The 16,366-nt window shown below is 69.6% G+C and carries 13 protein-coding genes; 6 read left to right on the top strand and 7 right to left on the bottom strand.

All coding sequences use genetic code 11. The annotated features are described in order from the left end of the window. The 6 genes from secA to mtrA form a co-directional block, all read right to left on the bottom strand. Nucleotides 1–2,711 (bottom strand): preprotein translocase subunit SecA (gene secA, locus E3T37_RS11440; RefSeq protein ID WP_134366906.1); only part of this gene is annotated, 2,711 nt, incomplete at its 3' end. A gap of 113 nt (nucleotides 2,712–2,824) precedes the next feature. Continuing rightward, nucleotides 2,825–3,523 carry a ribosome hibernation-promoting factor, HPF/YfiA family gene (gene hpf, locus E3T37_RS11435; protein ID WP_134366905.1) on the bottom strand — a complete coding sequence of 233 codons (699 nt, stop codon included), beginning with the start codon at nucleotides 3,521–3,523 and terminating at the stop codon, nucleotides 2,825–2,827. A gap of 98 nt (nucleotides 3,524–3,621) precedes the next feature. Beyond that, nucleotides 3,622–4,299 (bottom strand): ComF family protein, encoded by a 678-nt coding sequence (locus E3T37_RS11430; RefSeq protein ID WP_134366904.1) that lies wholly within the window; start codon nucleotides 4,297–4,299, stop codon nucleotides 3,622–3,624. Between the two features lie 86 nt (nucleotides 4,300–4,385). After that, nucleotides 4,386–6,071 (bottom strand): LpqB family beta-propeller domain-containing protein, encoded by a 1,686-nt coding sequence (locus E3T37_RS11425; RefSeq protein ID WP_134366903.1) that lies wholly within the window; start codon nucleotides 6,069–6,071, stop codon nucleotides 4,386–4,388. After that, nucleotides 6,064–7,731 carry an MtrAB system histidine kinase MtrB gene (mtrB, locus tag E3T37_RS11420; protein ID WP_241975983.1) on the bottom strand — a complete coding sequence of 556 codons (1,668 nt, stop codon included), beginning with the start codon at nucleotides 7,729–7,731 and terminating at the stop codon, nucleotides 6,064–6,066. The genes E3T37_RS11425 and mtrB overlap by 8 nt, the downstream gene beginning before the upstream one ends. 7 nt (nucleotides 7,732–7,738) lie before the next feature. Continuing rightward, nucleotides 7,739–8,419, bottom strand: coding sequence for an MtrAB system response regulator MtrA (mtrA, locus tag E3T37_RS11415; protein WP_134366902.1), 681 nt, complete (start codon nucleotides 8,417–8,419; stop codon nucleotides 7,739–7,741). A gap of 131 nt (nucleotides 8,420–8,550) precedes the next feature. On the opposite strand from mtrA, the gene E3T37_RS11410 reads away from it, so the two are divergent. Genes E3T37_RS11410 through E3T37_RS11390 form a run of 5 tightly spaced genes read left to right on the top strand, consistent with a single transcriptional unit; the run spans nucleotide 8,551 to nucleotide 13,900 of the window. Continuing rightward, nucleotides 8,551–9,672: a hypothetical protein gene (locus E3T37_RS11410; RefSeq protein ID WP_134366901.1), complete on the top strand. Its 1,122-nt coding sequence runs from the start codon at nucleotides 8,551–8,553 to the stop codon at nucleotides 9,670–9,672. Then, nucleotides 9,669–10,346: a DUF4129 domain-containing protein gene (locus E3T37_RS11405; protein WP_134366900.1), complete on the top strand. Its 678-nt coding sequence runs from the start codon at nucleotides 9,669–9,671 to the stop codon at nucleotides 10,344–10,346. Before E3T37_RS11410 ends, E3T37_RS11405 begins: the two co-directional genes overlap by 4 nt. Continuing rightward, nucleotides 10,343–11,626, top strand: a complete 1,284-nt coding sequence (locus E3T37_RS16880; protein WP_134410315.1) for a DUF4350 domain-containing protein — start codon at nucleotides 10,343–10,345, stop codon at nucleotides 11,624–11,626. Before E3T37_RS11405 ends, E3T37_RS16880 begins: the two co-directional genes overlap by 4 nt. Then, nucleotides 11,623–12,591, top strand: coding sequence for a MoxR family ATPase (locus E3T37_RS11395; RefSeq protein ID WP_134366899.1), 969 nt, complete (start codon nucleotides 11,623–11,625; stop codon nucleotides 12,589–12,591). The genes E3T37_RS16880 and E3T37_RS11395 overlap by 4 nt, the downstream gene beginning before the upstream one ends. Nucleotide 12,592: 1 nt before the next feature. Then, nucleotides 12,593–13,900: a DUF58 domain-containing protein gene (locus tag E3T37_RS11390; RefSeq protein ID WP_134366898.1), complete on the top strand. Its 1,308-nt coding sequence runs from the start codon at nucleotides 12,593–12,595 to the stop codon at nucleotides 13,898–13,900. Nucleotides 13,901–13,952: 52 nt separating this feature from the next. Here E3T37_RS11390 and E3T37_RS11385 read toward each other — a convergent pair whose 3' ends face one another. Next, nucleotides 13,953–14,948, bottom strand: a complete 996-nt coding sequence (locus E3T37_RS11385; protein WP_134366897.1) for a stage II sporulation protein M — start codon at nucleotides 14,946–14,948, stop codon at nucleotides 13,953–13,955. A 17-nt stretch (nucleotides 14,949–14,965) separates the two neighbouring features. On the opposite strand from E3T37_RS11385, the gene E3T37_RS11380 reads away from it, so the two are divergent. Next, nucleotides 14,966–15,820 carry an RDD family protein gene (locus tag E3T37_RS11380; RefSeq protein WP_134366896.1) on the top strand — a complete coding sequence of 285 codons (855 nt, stop codon included), beginning with the start codon at nucleotides 14,966–14,968 and terminating at the stop codon, nucleotides 15,818–15,820. Nucleotides 15,821–16,366: the final 546 nt, after the last annotated feature.

Below are 16,366 nucleotides of genomic sequence, written 5' to 3'. Positions count from 1 at the left end.
GGGGCGGCATCCGTCTCGTCGGCGGCGGGGGTGGCGGCGCCGGCCCGGCGGGCACGGTCCGTGGCCGCCTGCTGGATCTGGCCGCGCTGGTCGCGCACCTCGACTCCGCCCGAGTCGCTCGGGGCGGTGAAGCTGAGCTTCTCCTCAGCGGCGTCGGCCGGGGCGAGCCCCTTGGCCGCGACGACGGGGCTGGCCACGGCACCGGGGGCCTGGCTGACCTCGACCTCGAGGTTGAAGAGGAAGCCGACGGTCTCCTCGCGGATTTGGCCCATCATCTGCTGGAACATCGCGAAGCCCTCGCGCTGGTATTCCACCAGCGGGTCGCGCTGGGCCATGGCGCGCAGGCCGATGCCGTCCTTGAGGTAGTCCATCTCGTAGAGGTGTTCGCGCCACCGGCGGTCGATGACCGACAGCACCACGCGACGCTCGAGTTCGCGCATCGCCGGTGAACCGAGGGACTCTTCCCGGCGCTGGTAGGCCAGCTTGGCGTCCGAGATGATTTCGCGTCGCATGAAGTCGCGGTTGATCTTGCCGCGGTTCCCGGCCTCGGCGACGACCTCGTCGATGGTCAGTCCCACCGGGTACAGGGTTTTGAGTTCGGTCCAGAGGGCGTCGAAGTCCCAGTCATCGCCGTTGCCGTCGCCGGTGTGCACGTCGAGCACCTCGTCGATGACGTCCTCGAGGAAGCGCTGCGTGCGTTCGTGCAGGTCGTCACCCTCCAGGATGTGGCGGCGGTCCCCGTAGATCGCCTCACGCTGGCGGTTCAGCACGTCGTCGTACTTGAGCACGTTCTTGCGGATTTCCGCGTTGCGGCCTTCAACCTGCGACTGCGCCGAGCGGATGGCGCGGCTGACGACCTTGGACTCGATCGCCATGTCGTCGGGGATCCCCTGGCGACCCATCAGGCTCTCGGCGGCACCCGCGTTGAACAGGCGCATCAGGTCGTCGGTGAGCGACAGATAGAAGCGGCTCTCGCCGGGGTCGCCCTGACGGCCGCTGCGGCCACGGAGCTGGTTGTCGATGCGGCGCGACTCGTGGCGTTCCGTACCGAGCACGTAGAGGCCACCGGCCTCGACGACCTTGTCGGCCTCTTCGGTGACCTTGGCCCTGACGCCCGCGAACACATCGTCCCAGGCCGTCTCGTACTCGTCCGGCGTCTCGACCGGGCTCAGGCCCTTCGCGTTCATCTCGGCGACGGCGAGGAACTCGGCGTTGCCACCGAGCATGACGTCGGTTCCTCGACCGGCCATGTTGGTGGCGACGGTGACCGAACCGAGACGCCCGGCCTGCGCGACGATCGCGGCCTCACGGGCGTGGTTCTTGGCGTTCAGGACCTCGTGGCGCACGCCCTTCTTGGCCAGCAGCCGCGACAGGTACTCGCTCTTCTCCACGCTGGTCGTGCCGACCAGGACCGGCTGCCCCTTCTCGTGCCGGGCGACGATGTCCTCGACGACCTGGCCGAATTTGGCTTCCTCGTTCTTGTAGACGAGGTCGGCCTGGTCGATGCGCTTCATCGGCTTGTTCGTGGGGATGGAGACCACGCCGAGCTTGTACGTGCTCATGAACTCGGCGGCTTCGGTCTCGGCCGTACCGGTCATCCCGGACAGCTTCGAGTAGAGCCGGAAGTAGTTCTGCAGGGTCACCGTGGCCAGGGTCTGGTTTTCTGCCTTGACGGCCACACCCTCCTTGGCCTCGATGGCCTGGTGGATGCCCTCGTTGTACCGACGGCCCATCAGGATGCGGCCGGTGTGCTCGTCGACGATGAGCACCTCGCCGTTCATCACGACGTAGTCCTTGTCCTTCTTGAACAGGGCGTTGGCCTTGATGGCGTTGTTCAGGAACGAGATCAGGGGGGTGTTCGCGGACTCGTAGAGGTTGTCGATGCCGAGGTAGTCCTCGACCTTCTCGATGCCCGATTCCAGCACGCCCACGGTGCGCTTCTTCTCGTCGACCTCGAAGTCGACGTCGGGAATGAGCCGGTTGGACAGGCTGGCGAACTCGGTGAACCAGCGGTTCGCTTCGCCGGATGCCGGACCGGAGATGATCAGCGGCGTCCGCGCCTCGTCGATCAGGATCGAGTCGACCTCGTCGACGATGGCGTAGTAGTGCCCGCGCTGCACCATGTCGGATGCCTGCCAGGCCATGTTGTCCCGGAGGTAGTCGAAGCCGAACTCGTTGTTCGTGCCGTAGGTGATGTCCGCGAGGTACTGGTCGTGGCGCTGGGCCGGCGTCTGCCCGGAGAGGATGCAGCCGGTGGTCATGCCCAGGGCCCGGAACACGCGGCCCATCAGCTCGCTCTGGTAGCTGGCGAGGTAGTCGTTGACCGTGATGATGTGCACGCCGCGGCTGGTGATGGCGTTCAGGTAGGCGGCGGTCGTGGCGACCAGCGTCTTGCCCTCACCCGTCTTCATCTCGGCAATGTTGCCCAGGTGCAGGGCGGCCCCGCCCATCAGCTGCACGTCGAAGTGACGCAGGCCGAGGGTGCGGGTGGAGGCTTCGCGCACGGCCGCGAACGCCTCGGGCAGCAAGTCGTCCAGCGACTCACCGCCCGAGTAGCGCTCTCGCAGCAACACGGTCTCGTTCTTCAGTTCCTCATCGGTGAGGTGGCCAAAGTCTTCTTCGAGCGCGTTGATGGCCTTCGCGTACTGCTCGAGGCGACGCAGCACGCGCCCTTCACCAACACGAAGAACCTTTTCCAGGATTGAGGCCACGAAATGCACTCCACTAGTCGTCACGGCGTGTGCACACGCCTGTCGTCGTCGTCGGACGCTTGCAGCGACCGATATTCGGCAACTATAACAAGGCTAGTTGGTCAGAGGCTGCGTTATCCGGCCGACTGCACGGCCGCTCCGCCCTCTTCGGCGTTCTCGTCCAGTTCGATGACGCCGTAGTCCCAGCCCTTGCGTCGGTAGACGACGCTGGGGCGCTTCGTCTCGGCGTCCTGGAACAGGTAGAAGTCGTGCCCGACGAGTTCCATGAAGTACAGGGCATCGTCGACGGTCATCGGGGACGCGGCGAACACCTTGCGGCGGATGACGACCGGGCTGTAGACCTCGGCCGGCTCCTCTGCCGGTGCCGCGGCTTCCTCATCGGTGACGATGTTGATCGCCCCGGTGCGCACGCGCTCGAGGGTCTCGGCGTCGGCCGGCTTGATGTCGACGACGCTGAAGTCGACGGATGCCGCGTCGTGCAGCGAGATCGGCCGGTGGGCTCCGCCGCGGTGCACCTTCTGGCGGTCCTTCGCCCGGCGCACGCGCTCGAGCAACCGGCCCAGCGCGACGTCGAAGGCGGCGTACTTGTCGGAACCGTCCGCCTCGGCCCGAACGATCGGACCCTTGCCGATCAGGGTCAACTCGACCCGGTCATTTCCGGTGGACCCGTTCTTCTCACGGTGCCGACTCAGCTTGATTTCAAGAGCCAGGGCCTTGTCCGCGAGGCCGGCGACCTTCTCGGCCTTCTCGGTGGCATACTCCCGAAAACGATCGGTGATCCCCAGGTTTCGTCCCACGATGTTTGTTTCCATGACGACCTCCAGATCTGGCGAACCGCCCATATCTGGGCGATTATTACGCGCCTTTATGATTACCGTAGCCCGGTGCGCCGGATAAGTCACAGCTTTTGTCAACGAGTTTCAGATGAACCTCCGGTGACCGGATGACGACGCCGTGTTTCCGCCACTGTTGCCACTCCGACCACCTGCCCGCCGGCATCCAGCACGGCGCGTCGCGCCTCGAGGACGGTGGCGCCGGTGGTCAGGATATCGTCGACGATCAGGCACCGAAAACCGCCGAGCGGCCGCCTGGCGGTCAGCGACCCGGCCCGGTTGCGGCGTCGGGCCTCGATGCCGAGACCCACCTGGTCGACCGTCTCCGCGGAGGGCCTGAGCACCCCGCTGGCGCGCAGCCCGGCCCGCCTCAGCAGCAACTCCACCGGGTGGTAGCCCCGGCTGCGCCACGCGCCCCGGGACGAGGGAATGGTGACCAGATGGATGCCCGGCTCCGGTTGGGCGGCGAGGGCGGCGACGATGGCCGCCCGCAGCGGCACCGCGAGCGCGCCGGCGGCATCCGTTCGCCCACCGTCCTTGAAGGCGCCCAGCACGCGCCGGGGCACTCCGGTGTAGTCGAGGGCGGACCACATGCTCACTCCCAGCCGTTCGGAGGAATGCACGGCCGGGAGCAACGCCTGGCGGCAGGCGGGGCACAGGGCGCGGTCCGGGGCGTCGCAGCCGCTGCAGACGGTGGGCATGACCACGGCCCACGCGTCGAGGGCGGCCCGCACCGCTTGATCCGGTCTCCTCATCCGGCCAGCGTGCGCCCCGGCGCGTCGGAGCGCGTCCGGCGGCCCCGACCTGTGCGGGCCGGGGGCACCGCGCGGCGGTGGAGGAGCTACCCGCCGATGCCCTGCTGGGTGGCCAGGAGGGTCAGACCGCCGAGGCGTTCCTGCCAGCCGACCCCGCGTTGCACCAGGAGCCCCCCGGTGGACGAGATCGCCCGGAGGTCGCGCAGGCTGTTGCTGCCGACGATCCCGGTGCTGTCCGGCGCGGACTCGAGGCGGGCGCTGACGCCGCCGAGCTGCTGGGTCACGATCCGTTCCTCTCCGCTCGACAACCGGTTCAGGTAGGCCACCGTGAGCTCGTCGATCCAGGTTGCGTCGACGGGGACACCGGCCTCGGAGGCCAGCTGCACCGCGTCGCCGAGGGAGACCGGCATGTTCTTCTCCCGGGTGATCGCCACGACGACGAACCGCGTGTCCGTCCCGTTCCGGAGGAGAGCGATCAGCCGGGTGCCGTCCCGCGACACCCGCAGCGACTGGATCGCCGAGGCTTCCGACCAGGGCGTCGGCACGGCGACGGCGTCCCCGTTCAGCCCGTACACGAACAGCTCCCCCGGCCGGCTCGACGGCACGGACCAGACGAACCCGAAGTTGTCCACCGCGGGCGGGATCAGGCCCGCACGCGGGTCGAGCAGTACGGGGTCGTCGCCGACCCGCACCCCGTACACGCCCCCGGCGGCCAGGACAGCCGCCATCGTCTGGCCCGGCGAGAGCACGACGGCGGTCGGGTTCAGGGAAACGACCGTCTCCGATAGGCCTGGGATGGACGTGATGGCCTTGCCGGTCGCGGCGAGGAAGCCGAATTCCCCCTCCCGGAGGATCAGCGCCCGGGCGTCGACGCGGGGGTTCAGGGCCGGGGCGCTGGCGCCCAGGTCGCCGATCTCCTGCGAGTTGCGGTTGATGGTGATGCTCACGGTCAGCCCGGGCGGCAGGCTGGCGCGGAGCTGGGCCTCCATCCGCTGCAGGGTGACCCGGTCGGCGTTGAGGGCTTCGCTGTTGAGGTCGACCTTGGCGTCCCGCGCGACGACCTGAACGGCATCCGCTGTGAGCTTGGTGCCGTCCGGGAAAGCCGTCGAGACGGCCTTGCTGAGCCATGGACTGGGTCCGCCGAGCAGGCCGTTGACGATCTTCGTCAGGGTGGCCGCCCCGCGCGGGTACCAGCGCAGGTCGGGCACCAGATAGGCGTAGCCCGGGTCGAAGAAGTAGAGGGCCTGGGAGGTGAACACGTCACCGAAGATGTTCCGGTCGATCACCGTGCCGTTCGGTGCCGCGCTGATCCGCCACTGCCCGCCGACCTGCACGAACTGGTAGCGAAGGGAGACCGCCGCGGAGGACTCCATCTCGCGGTACTCACCGGCCGCGTCGACCTCGGCGACCGGGTTGACCGAGAACTGCATCTGCTGGGTGTCTCCCACCGCGACGATGCTGCGGCCGGTTCCGTCGTCGATGGTCACACCGGTGTCTGGCTCCCACGCGCCGCTGTAGTTCGGCGCCAGGAACTCCCGGGCGATCGCGTAGTCGTTCTCCGGGCTGGTGGCGGCGTCGATGAAGCCGCGCAGGATCCCTTCGGGGCTGGCGTCCTTCTGCGGCCGGGACGGCAGGAAGACGGGCGCCGGCGTGGAGCCGGGCTGCGCGGCCTGGCCGGCTCGTACCCCGCCCTCGCTCGGGATGCCGGAGCATCCGGTCAGCAGCAGCGCGCACACGGCCAGTGCGCCCAGGAATCGGGTGCGGTCATGCATCGTTCTCCTCCGTTCCGCGGAGGACGGCGGCGGGACTCGCCGCCCCGGCATCGTCCGGCGGCAGCGGGCTCGGCGACGTCGACAACTCGCCGTTCGCCAGTCGGGGCAGGGTCAGCCGGAAACAGGACCCTTCACCCGGCCGGGACCAGACCTGCAGCCAGCCGCCGTGTACGACCGCGTCCTCGAGGGAGATGGACAGGCCGAGACCCGTGCCGCCGATGGTGCGCTTGCGGGACGGGTCGGCGCGCCAGAACCGGTCGAAGACGTGAGCCATCTCGGCCGGGCTCATGCCCATCCCGTAGTCACGCACGGACAGCGCCACGGCGCTTTCGTTGCTGTCGACGGACACGATGATGGGCCGGCCCTCCCCGTGCTCGATCGCGTTGCCGATCAGGTTGTGCATGATCCGACGGATGCGGCGGGGGTCGACCTCGGCGTCCAGATGCCCGCCCGGCGCGACCAGCATGAGATCGGTGCCCTTCGACTCACCCAGGGATCGCAGACCGTCGATGGCGTCCTCGGCGAGGTGCACCAGGTTGGTCGGCTCGGTCTCCAGCTGCACGGAGCCCGCGTCGTACTTGCTGATCTCGAGCAGGTCGCTCAGCAGCAGTTCGAACCGTTCGACCTGGGTGTGCAGGAGTTCGGCAGTGCGTTCGATGGCCGGCGGGAAGGTGGACCGCTGGTCGTAGAGCACGTCGCCGGCCAGCCGGATGGTGGTCAGCGGGGTGCGGAGTTCATGGGAGACGTCGGACACGAAGCGCTGCTGCACCTCGGAGAGGTCCGCAAGCTCCTTGATCTGGCTCTGCATGCTGTCCGCCATCCCGTTGAACGACCGGGCAAGGGTCGCGATGACGTCCTCCCCCTTCTCCGGGATCCGGACGCCGAGGTCACCGGAGGCGAGCCTCTGGCTGGTGGCGGCCGCAACGCGGATGGGCGTCACCACGAAGCGCACGACGATCCAGGTCACCCCGCCGATCAGCAGGATCAGGATCAGGCCCGCCACGCCGAGGGTGCGCTGCACGAAGAGCAGCGTCGACTCGGCGTCGGCCAGGCTGTAGCCGATGTAGAGCTCGTACCGGCCGGCGACCGGGACCGCGATCTGCGACCCGACGACGATCCCCGGGGCCTGCCCGCCGTCATCCGTCGCGAGCGTCACCGACTGCCAGAACTGTTCCCCGGCGTTGTCCTGCACGGAGGAGCGGAGATCGCTCGTGATGACTCCGTTCGAATCGCCGAAGGAGGAGGAATCCTGGGGAGCCACGGTCGAGGCGTCCTGCCCGGGCACGCGGAAGATGGCGATCAGCTGGCTCGAGGACGCCGCGGTGATCAGGGTGCGGGCGGAACCGACCAGTGCCTGCACCTCCACCCGGTCCGCGGCGTCGGAGGCGTCGAAGATGCCCTGCGCGGCGGCGGTCGCCCGGCTCGAATCGACCAGGACCTGGCTGAGACGGGATTGGAAGAGGTCGTTGCCCACGCTGACGGACACGTAGACCCCGACCACGCCGATCGCCATGCCCGACAGTGCCACAGTGATGGTCACCGTGCGGAATTGCAGGGACGAGCGCCAGGTCGCGGCGATCCGGGCGGGCCAGTCCCGCCAGTCCCGCCAGTCCCGCCAGTCCCGCCAGGTGAAGCGGGCGGCTCCGGTGCGAACGACCACGAAAAACCTACCCGGCCACGCCGGCCCGGTAGCCGACGCCGCGCACCGTCATCACGATGCGGGGGTTGTCCGGGTCGTCTTCGACCTTGGCCCGCAGACGCTGGACGTGCACATTCACCAGGCGGGTATCCGCCTTGTAGTGGTAACCCCAGACCTGCTCGAGCAGCATCTCGCGGGTGAAGACCTGCTGCGGCTTGGAGGCGAGCGCGAGGAGCAGGTCGAACTCGAGCGGCGTGAGGTTGATCTGGCGATCGCCCCGCCGCACCTCGTGCCCGGCGGCGTCGACGACCAGGTCCCCGATCTGCAGGCTGGAAATCGTGTCCGTCGAGACCGGCCGCAGGCGCGTCCGGATGCGGGCGACGAGTTCCTTGGGGTTGAACGGTTTCACCATGTAGTCGTCCGCGCCGGATTCGAGGCCTTTGACGACGTCGGTCGTGTCCGTTCGAGCGGTGAGCATGATGATGGGCGTTCCGGACTCGGCACGGATGAGGCTGCACACCTCGATTCCGTCCAGGCCCGGCAGCATCAGGTCCAGCAGCACGAGATCCGGTTTGGCGGCGCGGAATGCCTCCAGCGCGAGGGAGCCGTCCGCGCAGAAGACCGGGTCGAACCCCTCGGCGTTGAGCACGATGCCGATCATCTCTGCCAGTGCGGTGTCGTCATCGACGACCAAAATACGTGCGTTCATCAAACCGTTTTCCACTCAGTCACCCAAAATACCCCGGTGAGTCAGTCAATCTCTGGGCTAAGAGTAGTCGAGTGTGCCGTGTGACCGCTCAACATCCTTATTCAGGGCCGAGGTATGCCAGCATAGGATCCGTGACGGACCCGCAGAACTGGCACTCCCCGAACGATGACGGGCGCCCTGCTCCTGCCTTCGGCGCACAGCCTCCGACCGGCGCGTGGACCCCGCCGCCGCGTCCGGGACTGATCCCGCTGCGACCGCTCGGCTTCGGCACCCTGCTCTGGGCGCCGTTCCAGGTTCTCCGGCGCAACCCGAAGGCCACCTTCGGCAGCGCCCTGCTCGTGCAGGGCGCCATCACCCTCATCACGCTCGTCGTGGTCGGGCTCGTCACCTTCTTCGCGCTCGACCGCGTCGCCAGCGCCCCGATCGAGGACCGCGCCCAGGTCGAGGCCGGCGCCACCCTGACGATCGTGCTCTCGGCGCTCGTGCCGCTGGCCCTGTCCGTGCTCGCGTCCGCCCTGCTGCAGGGCGTCATCGTGGTCGAGGTGGCCCGGGCCACGCTCGGCGAGAAACTCCGGCTCGGGGCGCTGTGGCGCTCGGCGGGACGCCGCCTGTGGCCTTTGGCGCTCTGGACCTGCCTGCTCAGCGCCGGCTTGATCGTGGGGATCGGCGTGGTGGCGGGCGCAGTGGCGGCCTTCGTCATGATCGGCGGAGGGTGGGTGGCGCTGGCCGTGGTCAGCGGCATCCTCGGCTCGCTCGCGCTCCTCTCCCTCGGCGCCTGGCTGTTCACGAGGACCTCGCTCGTGCCGAGCCTGATCGTGCTCGAGCGCCTGGGCATCGGGGCGGCCGTGCGTCGATCCTGGTCGCTCACCCAGGGCTACTTCTGGCGCACCCTGGGCGTGCAGTTCCTGGTTGCCGCCATCGTCAACATCGTGGCCCAGGTGGTGTCGACACCGCTGTCGCTTCTGTTCGGCGTCGCCGTGTCTCTCGTCGACCCGAACGCGGCCCTGGACGCCTACCTGCCCTCGGTCATCCTGTACGTGCTGATCATCTTCGTCGCATTGGTGCTCGGCGCCGTGGTGTCGGTGGTGCAGTCGGCCACGACCGCCCTGATCTACATCGACCTGCGGATGCGCAAGGAAGGCCTCGACCTCGAACTGGCGCGCTTCGTCGAATCGGTCCCCGGCAGCGACGTGCCTGACCCCTACCTGGTGTCGACCCCGGCGGTTTCAGGGCCGGAGACCGTGCGGGCATGATCGACTGGGGGCTCGAAACGATGGTGCGGGGAACGATTCCGGTCGATCCGGACGCACCCGAGGCGCAGCGGTGGCTGCGGGAAGAACTCGCCAAGGCCCCCTACCAGGCGGCCCGGCCGACCTGGTTCGACCGGGTGTCCTCGGCCGTGCTCGACTGGTTCGGTTCACTCACCGCACCGTCCGGTGATGGCCTCGCCGGCTGGATTCCGCTCATCGTCACGGTGGTGCTGGCGGCCATCGTCGTGCCGGCGCTGCTCATTTTCGGGCTGCCCCGGCTGAACCGGCGCAGCCGCCTTCCGGCCGACCTGTTCGGGGTCGACGACCGCCGGTCCGCCGCGGACCTGCGCCGAGCGGCTCTCGCCGCGGCCTCCCACCGGGACTGGAGCCTGGCCAGTGCGGAGATGTTCCGCGCGCTGGCGCGTGAGCTGTCCGAGCGCACGATCCTGGTCGCCCTGCCCGGCACCACCGCGCACTCGTTCGCCGCCCGGGCGGCCGAGGCGTTCCCCGCGGAGACGGTCAGGCTGGCCGAGGCCGCCGAGACCTTCGACGGGGTGCGCTATCTCGGGGTGGTCGGCACGGAGGCCCGTTTCCTCGCGCTGGCCGCACTCGAGGCCGACCTCCGCTCCGCTCGGCCCGCACGCCGCGAAGATCCCGCCCCGTCGGCCCTCGCATGACGCCCGCGCCCCGGGGAGCCACCGTGCAGGCGGCTGCGCCGGCGACGGTCACCCCGGTCTCTGCGGCCGGCCCGTCGACCGAGAACGCGATCGCCCTCACGCCGACCCTGCGCGCCACCGGTCGCAGGGTGCGGTTCTGGGTTCTGGCCGGGGCGGGGGCCCTTCTCGTCGCGATCGTCGCCACGCTCCTCGCCGGCGGCACCAGCGCGGGCAAGCCTCCCCTCGCCGCAGACAGCGCCGCCCAGCCCGGCGGCCGGGCCCTGGTCGAAGTTCTGCAGCACGAGGGCGTGTCCGTGACGGTGGCCGACACCCTCGCCGAGGCGCGCACCGCGGCCGGGCGGGCCGAGAACCCGACCGTCTTCTTCTTCGACGAGGGCGGACTCCTCACCGCCGACCGGCTCACCGCCATGGCCGGCCTGGCACCGCGCACCGTGGTCGCCGGCCCGGATTTCCTGCTGCTGCAGACGCTCGCCCCCGAGGTGGGTTTCGGCGGCGTCGCCGACAAGAAGGCTGCGCCGGCCGGATGCTCCGTGCCGGCCGCGGTGAAAGCGGGGACCCTGCCCCCCGGCGAGCGCACACTCACCTTCCCGGCCGGTTCGGCCGGTCTGACCGGCTGCTTCACCTCGGCAACCGGCGCGTTCTCCGTGGTCGAACGCGTCGCATCTGGTCGGACCCTGACTCTGGTGGCGGACGATTCATTGTTCAGCAACGACCGGATCGCCCTCGCCGGAAACGCGGCCCTCGCGCTCAACCTGCTCGGAGCCGGTGACGAGGTCGTCTGGTACCTGCCGACGATCGCGGACGTGGAGCGGACCGGGCCCCCCTCGCTCGGCGAGCTGACGCCAGGCTGGGTCACCCCCACCCTGGTGATCCTCGTCTTCGTCACTCTGGCCGCGATGATCTGGCGCGGGAGGAGGTTCGGTCCCCTCGTCGCCGAGAATCTGCCGGTCACCGTGCGTGCCAGCGAAACGATGGAGGGCCGGGCCCGCCTGTACGCCCGCAGCGGCGCCCGCCTGCGTGCTCTCGACGCGCTGCGGGTCGGGGCCGTGCAGCGCCTCGCCGGCCAGGTCGGGCTGTCCCGCCTGGCGAACCTCGACGACGTGATCCAGGCCGTGGCCCGGGTGACCGACCGGCCGAGCGGCGAGGTGCGGTCCGTCCTCGTCGACCGCGTGCCCGCGACCGATGCCGAGCTGGTCGCCCTCTCCGACCGCCTCCAGGAGCTCGAGCGGGCGACCAGCCGAGCGATAACCCCACCGCCACCCGGAAGAATGGACTCATGAGCACTCACACCGCTGTCGATACCCTGCGAGGCTCGCTCGCCCAGGTGCGCACCGAGGTCGGCAAGGCCGTCGTCGGGCAGGACGGCGCCGTGACGGGCCTGATCATCGCGCTGCTGGCCCGCGGTCACGTGCTGGTGGAGGGTGTGCCGGGGGTCGCCAAGACCCTCCTCGTGCGCTCGCTCAGCCACGCGCTCAGCCTGGAGACCAAGCGGGTGCAGTTCACCCCCGACCTGATGCCGGGGGACGTGACCGGTTCGCTCGTGTACGACGCCAGGGTCGGCGAGTTCGAATTTCGGAAAGGGCCGGTGTTCACGAACATCCTGCTGGCCGACGAGATCAACCGCACCCCGCCGAAGACCCAATCGGCCCTGCTGGAGGCGATGGAGGAACGACAGGTCAGCGTCGACGGCGTTTCCCTTCCCCTGCCGGATCCATTCATCGTCGCGGCGACAATGAACCCGATCGAATACGAGGGCACCTACACGCTGCCGGAGGCACAGCTGGACCGATTCCTGCTCAAGCTCGTGCTCGACATCCCGGAGCGCGACGCGGAGTTCGAGGTGCTGCGGCGGCACGCGACCGGCTTCAACCCGCGCGACCTGGCCGGAGCCGGGGTGACCGCCGTGCTCGGCCCGGACGAGCTGAGGGCGGCGCAGGCGGCGGCGGCATCCGTGGGCGCCAGCGCGGACGTGCTCGGCTACATCGTCGACCTGGCCCGGGCCACCCGGCGCAGCCCGTCGGTGAAGCTCGGGGTCAGCCCGCGCGGCACGACGGCGTTGCTCGCGTCGGCGAAGGCCTGGGCCTGGCTGAGCGGGTACGACTCGATCACCCCCGACCACGTGCAGGCCATGGTGCTGCCGGTCTGGCGGCACCGGTTGCAGCTGCGGCCCGAAGCCGAACTCGAAGGCGTGTCGGTGGACGCGATCCTGCGCGCGGTGCTCGCTCAGGTGCAGGTCCCGATCTAACGTGACGCTCACCGGCCGGTTCGTCGCCCTCGTCGCCCTCGGCGTCGTGCCGATCGTGCTGCTCGGGCGAACGCCCGGCACCGCGGCGGCCGTGCTCGGGCTGTGGCTGCTGACCGTGCTGGCCCTCGGCATCCTCGACCTGTCGCTCGCCGGGTCGCCCCGCGCGATCGGCCTGGCCAGGAACCTGCCCGCCCGGGTGCGCCTGGGCGAGTCCGTGACGAGCGACCTGTACCTGAGCAACACCGGTACCCGGGACCTGAGACTGGTGCTGCGGGATGCCTGGCAGCCCTCCGCCGGCGCCGGGAACAACCGCACCCCGCTGACCGTGCCGCGCGGGGAACGACGCCTGGCGTCGCTGACGTTGACCCCGATTCGGCGCGGCGAGCGGAGGGTGGAGCAGGTGACCGTGCGCTCATCCGGGCCACTCGGGCTGTGGGCGCGGCAGGCGACGCTGCTGGCGCCGGGGCGCATCCGGGTTCTGCCGCCCTTCAACGCGCGCAAACACCTGCCCTCGCGGATCACCCGGCTCAAGGAACTCGACGGGCGCACCAGCCTGCTGGTGCGCGGTCAGGGCACCGAATTCGATTCCCTGCGCGAGTACGTTCGGGGCGACGACGTGCGCTCCATCGACTGGCGGGCCACGGCCAGGCGCGGCGACACCATGGTGCGCACCTGGCGGCCCGAACGGGACCGCCGGGTCGTCATCGTCGTCGACAGCGGCCGCACCTCGGCGGCGCGGGTGGACGACGAGCCCCGCCTCGACACGGCCTTCGAGGCGTCGCTGCTGCTCGCCGCACTGGCATCGAAGGCCGGCGACCGCGTCGACTTCATCGCCTACGACCGCCGCACCCGTGGGCGGGTGCAGGGCGCGCAGGGAGCGGAGCTGCTCTCCCGCATGGTCGACACGATGGCCATGATCGAACCCGAGCTGATCGAGACCGACTGGTCCTCGGTGCCCGGCCAGGTGCGCCAGGTCACCACCCAGCGAGCACTGGTGGTGCTGATCACCTCGATCGATGCGGCCGGCGCCTCGAGTGCGCTGCTCTCCATGCTGCCGCAGCTGACCCGGCACCACACCGTCGTCGTGGCATCCGTCACCGACCCCACCACCCTGCAGGCCACCCGCGAACGCGGCAACCGCGAGGAGATCTACCGGGCGGCGGCGGCCGAACGGGCCCTGCTGGACGTGGCCCGGGTGTCGGCCGCCATCCGTCAGCAGGGCGCGGACGTCGTCACCGGGGCGCCCGCCGATCTGCCGCCGGACCTGGCCGACCGGTACATCGCCTTGAAGTCGGCCGGCCGCCTCTGAGTCGCGGGCCGCGGGCGCTCGCGCCACGGGCCGCGGCTGGTGATCTGCAGGGCTACGCCGCGTAGATCCGAGTGCTGCCGGCCTCGAATTCGGCCAGGTCGCCGGTCTCCCCCGCCCGCACCGCGCGGCCGCCGAGCACCAGCATGTAGGCCAGGAACGCCAGCAGGGCAGCAGCCCCGATGCCTATCTTGACCGGCCAGGGCCAGGGTGCCGGGGTGACGAAACCCTCGATCACCCCGGAGACCAGCAGGACGAACATCAGACCGATCGCCACCGTGGACAGTGCGCGCGCGTCTTCGGCCAGGGCCTGGCCGCGGGTGCGGGGGCCCGGGGCGATCCAGGCCCAGAAAATGCGGAGCCCTCCGGCGGCGGCCACGAAGATGGCGGTCAGTTCGAGCATGCCGTGCGGGGCGATGTAGAGGAAGAACACGTCGCCCTTGCCGTAGGCGAACATGACGGCTGCCGTGATCCCCACGTTCTGCGCGTTCTGCAGCACGATGTAAGGCACGTACACGCCGAGAATGCCGAAGGCGATGCACTGGGCGGCGATCCACGCGTTGTTGGTCCAGACCTGGCCGGTGAAGGATGCCGCCGGGTTCTCGGAGTAGTAGTTGACGAAGTCTTCGTTGACGAGTTTTTGGAGCTGCGCGTCGGAGCCGATGTTGGCGAGTACCTGCGGGTCCCCGGATACCCACATCGCGTAGAGGCCGGCCACCACGACCGTGACCAACGCCACCGCCAGGGTCAGCCAGCGCAGGCGATAGAGGGCCGCCGGCAGCTGCAGCACGAAGAACCGCGGAATCTGGGAGACCACGCTGGCGCTGGCGCCGGTGAACCTCAACCGGGCCCGGGACAGCGCCACGGAAAGACGGTCGCCCTGCACGGTCGACCCGGTGGTGGTCTTGATGAAGGAGAGCTGCGTCGCACCCGCCTGATAACGCTCGATCAGCTCGTCGGATTGCGCGCCGGACAGCCGCCGCTGCGAGCCGAGTTCGGCCAGGCGGCCCCATTCGGCGCGGTGCGCCGCTGAATACGCGTCAAGGTCCATCTGTTCTAATAGTAGACATGGCGCAGTCCGCTAATGTGGCCGATCACGGCGAGTATCCGCTGAGCGAGTATGAACTCCTCACGGGGGAGGCCGTCGCGCTCGACGTGCGGCCGGCCAGCGTCATCCTGCGGGCAGCGGGCACGATCATCGATTGGGTCGCGTACCTGCTGCTCTTCCTCGCGATGGCCTACATCGTCTCGATCCTGGCCGGTCAGGCCCTCGACGATGCGCTCGTGCGGGCTCTCGGCATCGTGGGGCTGGTGTTCTCCATCCTGGTTGTGCCGATGACCGTCGAAACACTCTCCGGCGGGCGATCCCTGGGCAAACTCGCCATCGGGGCGCGGATCGTGCGAGACGACGGCGGCGCAATCCAGTTGCGGCACGCCTTCATCCGCGCACTGCTCGGCGTGATCGAGATCTACCTCACCTTCGGCGGCCTGGCCGCCACGACGGCACTGCTGAACGGCAAGTCGAAGCGTCTGGGTGACCTCCTGGCCGGCACCTACAGCCAGCACGAGCGAGTGCCAACGCTTCGGGTCGCCGTGCACGGGCTGCCGGAGGAACTCGAGACCTGGGCGCAGACGGTCGACATCATCCGGCTGCCCGACCGCCTGTCCCGCCGCATCGCTCAATTTCTGGACCAGGCGGCGAAACTGACGCCCCCGACCCGGGTGCGCCTGGCCGAGAGCCTGGCCGCCGAGGCAGCTCCCTTTGTCTCACCCCTCCCCCCGGTGCCGCCCGAGTTGTTCCTGGCCGGGGTGGCGGCCGTGCGTCGCTCGCGCGAGTTCGCCGCCCTGATCCTGGAGCGCGACCGCCTGGAGCGCCTGCAGCCGGTGCTCAGCACTCTGCCGCACAACTTCCCGCAGCGCTGAGTCAGGCCACTCGCCGTCGCCCGCTGAATGTCACGTACTGCCGTTCGCTCGCCGTGCTCTCGTCCCGGCACGCCGGATGGCTTTCTCGAACCGACGAGCCTCAGCGACCAGGGCATCGTACTCGGCGGTGCGGCGCAGGACGTTCTCGTGGTCCTGGCGAATCGCTTCGAAGTGCGCCCTGAGGACTGGATCTGTGGTCTTTCGTGATTCATCCACGTCGACGACTGTGCCAGGGACCTCCGACGCTGGCGCCTCCGGTGCCCTGACGGCCCGGCTGCCCGCCAGATCACGTGTGTAAGCGCCCGCCCAGGCTGCCGTTGGGATCCCGCGGATCACCGTTCTCGTGGCGCGGGTTTCTCGGGGCGCAGGTTGTGCTCGCGGGCGCAGGATTTACCGTGCGCCGGCGGGCACAGGGTGCGCCGCGACGGCGCCCCCTCCCGGGCCGGACCGGCCCCGGAGGCACCCGGGCCGCCCGGAGTGTGCCTGTTCCGGTCGAGAGTGCCCGGTAGCACGGTCACTCTCGACCGGAACGGGCACTCTCACCCG

The sequence above is a fragment of the Cryobacterium sp. TMT2-10 genome (genome assembly GCF_004403075.1).
Lineage (GTDB): Bacteria > Actinomycetota > Actinomycetes > Actinomycetales > Microbacteriaceae > Cryobacterium > Cryobacterium shii.
This window is presented reverse-complemented; position numbering and strand designations above follow the sequence as displayed.

What these genes read in the sequence shown, in the direction of transcription:
- hpf (WP_134366905.1), bottom strand. Translation starts at nt 3,523, where the DNA reads ATGGAAACAAACATCGTGGGACGAAACCTGGGGATCACCGATCGTTTT.
- E3T37_RS11430 (WP_134366904.1), bottom strand. Translation starts at nt 4,299, where the DNA reads ATGAGGAGACCGGATCAAGCGGTGCGGGCCGCCCTCGACGCGTGGGCC.
- E3T37_RS11425 (WP_134366903.1), bottom strand. Translation starts at nt 6,071, where the DNA reads ATGCATGACCGCACCCGATTCCTGGGCGCACTGGCCGTGTGCGCGCTG.
- mtrA (WP_134366902.1), bottom strand. Translation starts at nt 8,419, where the DNA reads ATGAACGCACGTATTTTGGTCGTCGATGACGACACCGCACTGGCAGAG.
- E3T37_RS11405 (WP_134366900.1), top strand. Translation starts at nt 9,669, where the DNA reads ATGATCGACTGGGGGCTCGAAACGATGGTGCGGGGAACGATTCCGGTC.
- E3T37_RS16880 (WP_134410315.1), top strand. Translation starts at nt 10,343, where the DNA reads ATGACGCCCGCGCCCCGGGGAGCCACCGTGCAGGCGGCTGCGCCGGCG.
- E3T37_RS11395 (WP_134366899.1), top strand. Translation starts at nt 11,623, where the DNA reads ATGAGCACTCACACCGCTGTCGATACCCTGCGAGGCTCGCTCGCCCAG.
- E3T37_RS11385 (WP_134366897.1), bottom strand. Translation starts at nt 14,948, where the DNA reads ATGGACCTTGACGCGTATTCAGCGGCGCACCGCGCCGAATGGGGCCGC.
- E3T37_RS11380 (WP_134366896.1), top strand. Translation starts at nt 14,966, where the DNA reads ATGGCGCAGTCCGCTAATGTGGCCGATCACGGCGAGTATCCGCTGAGC.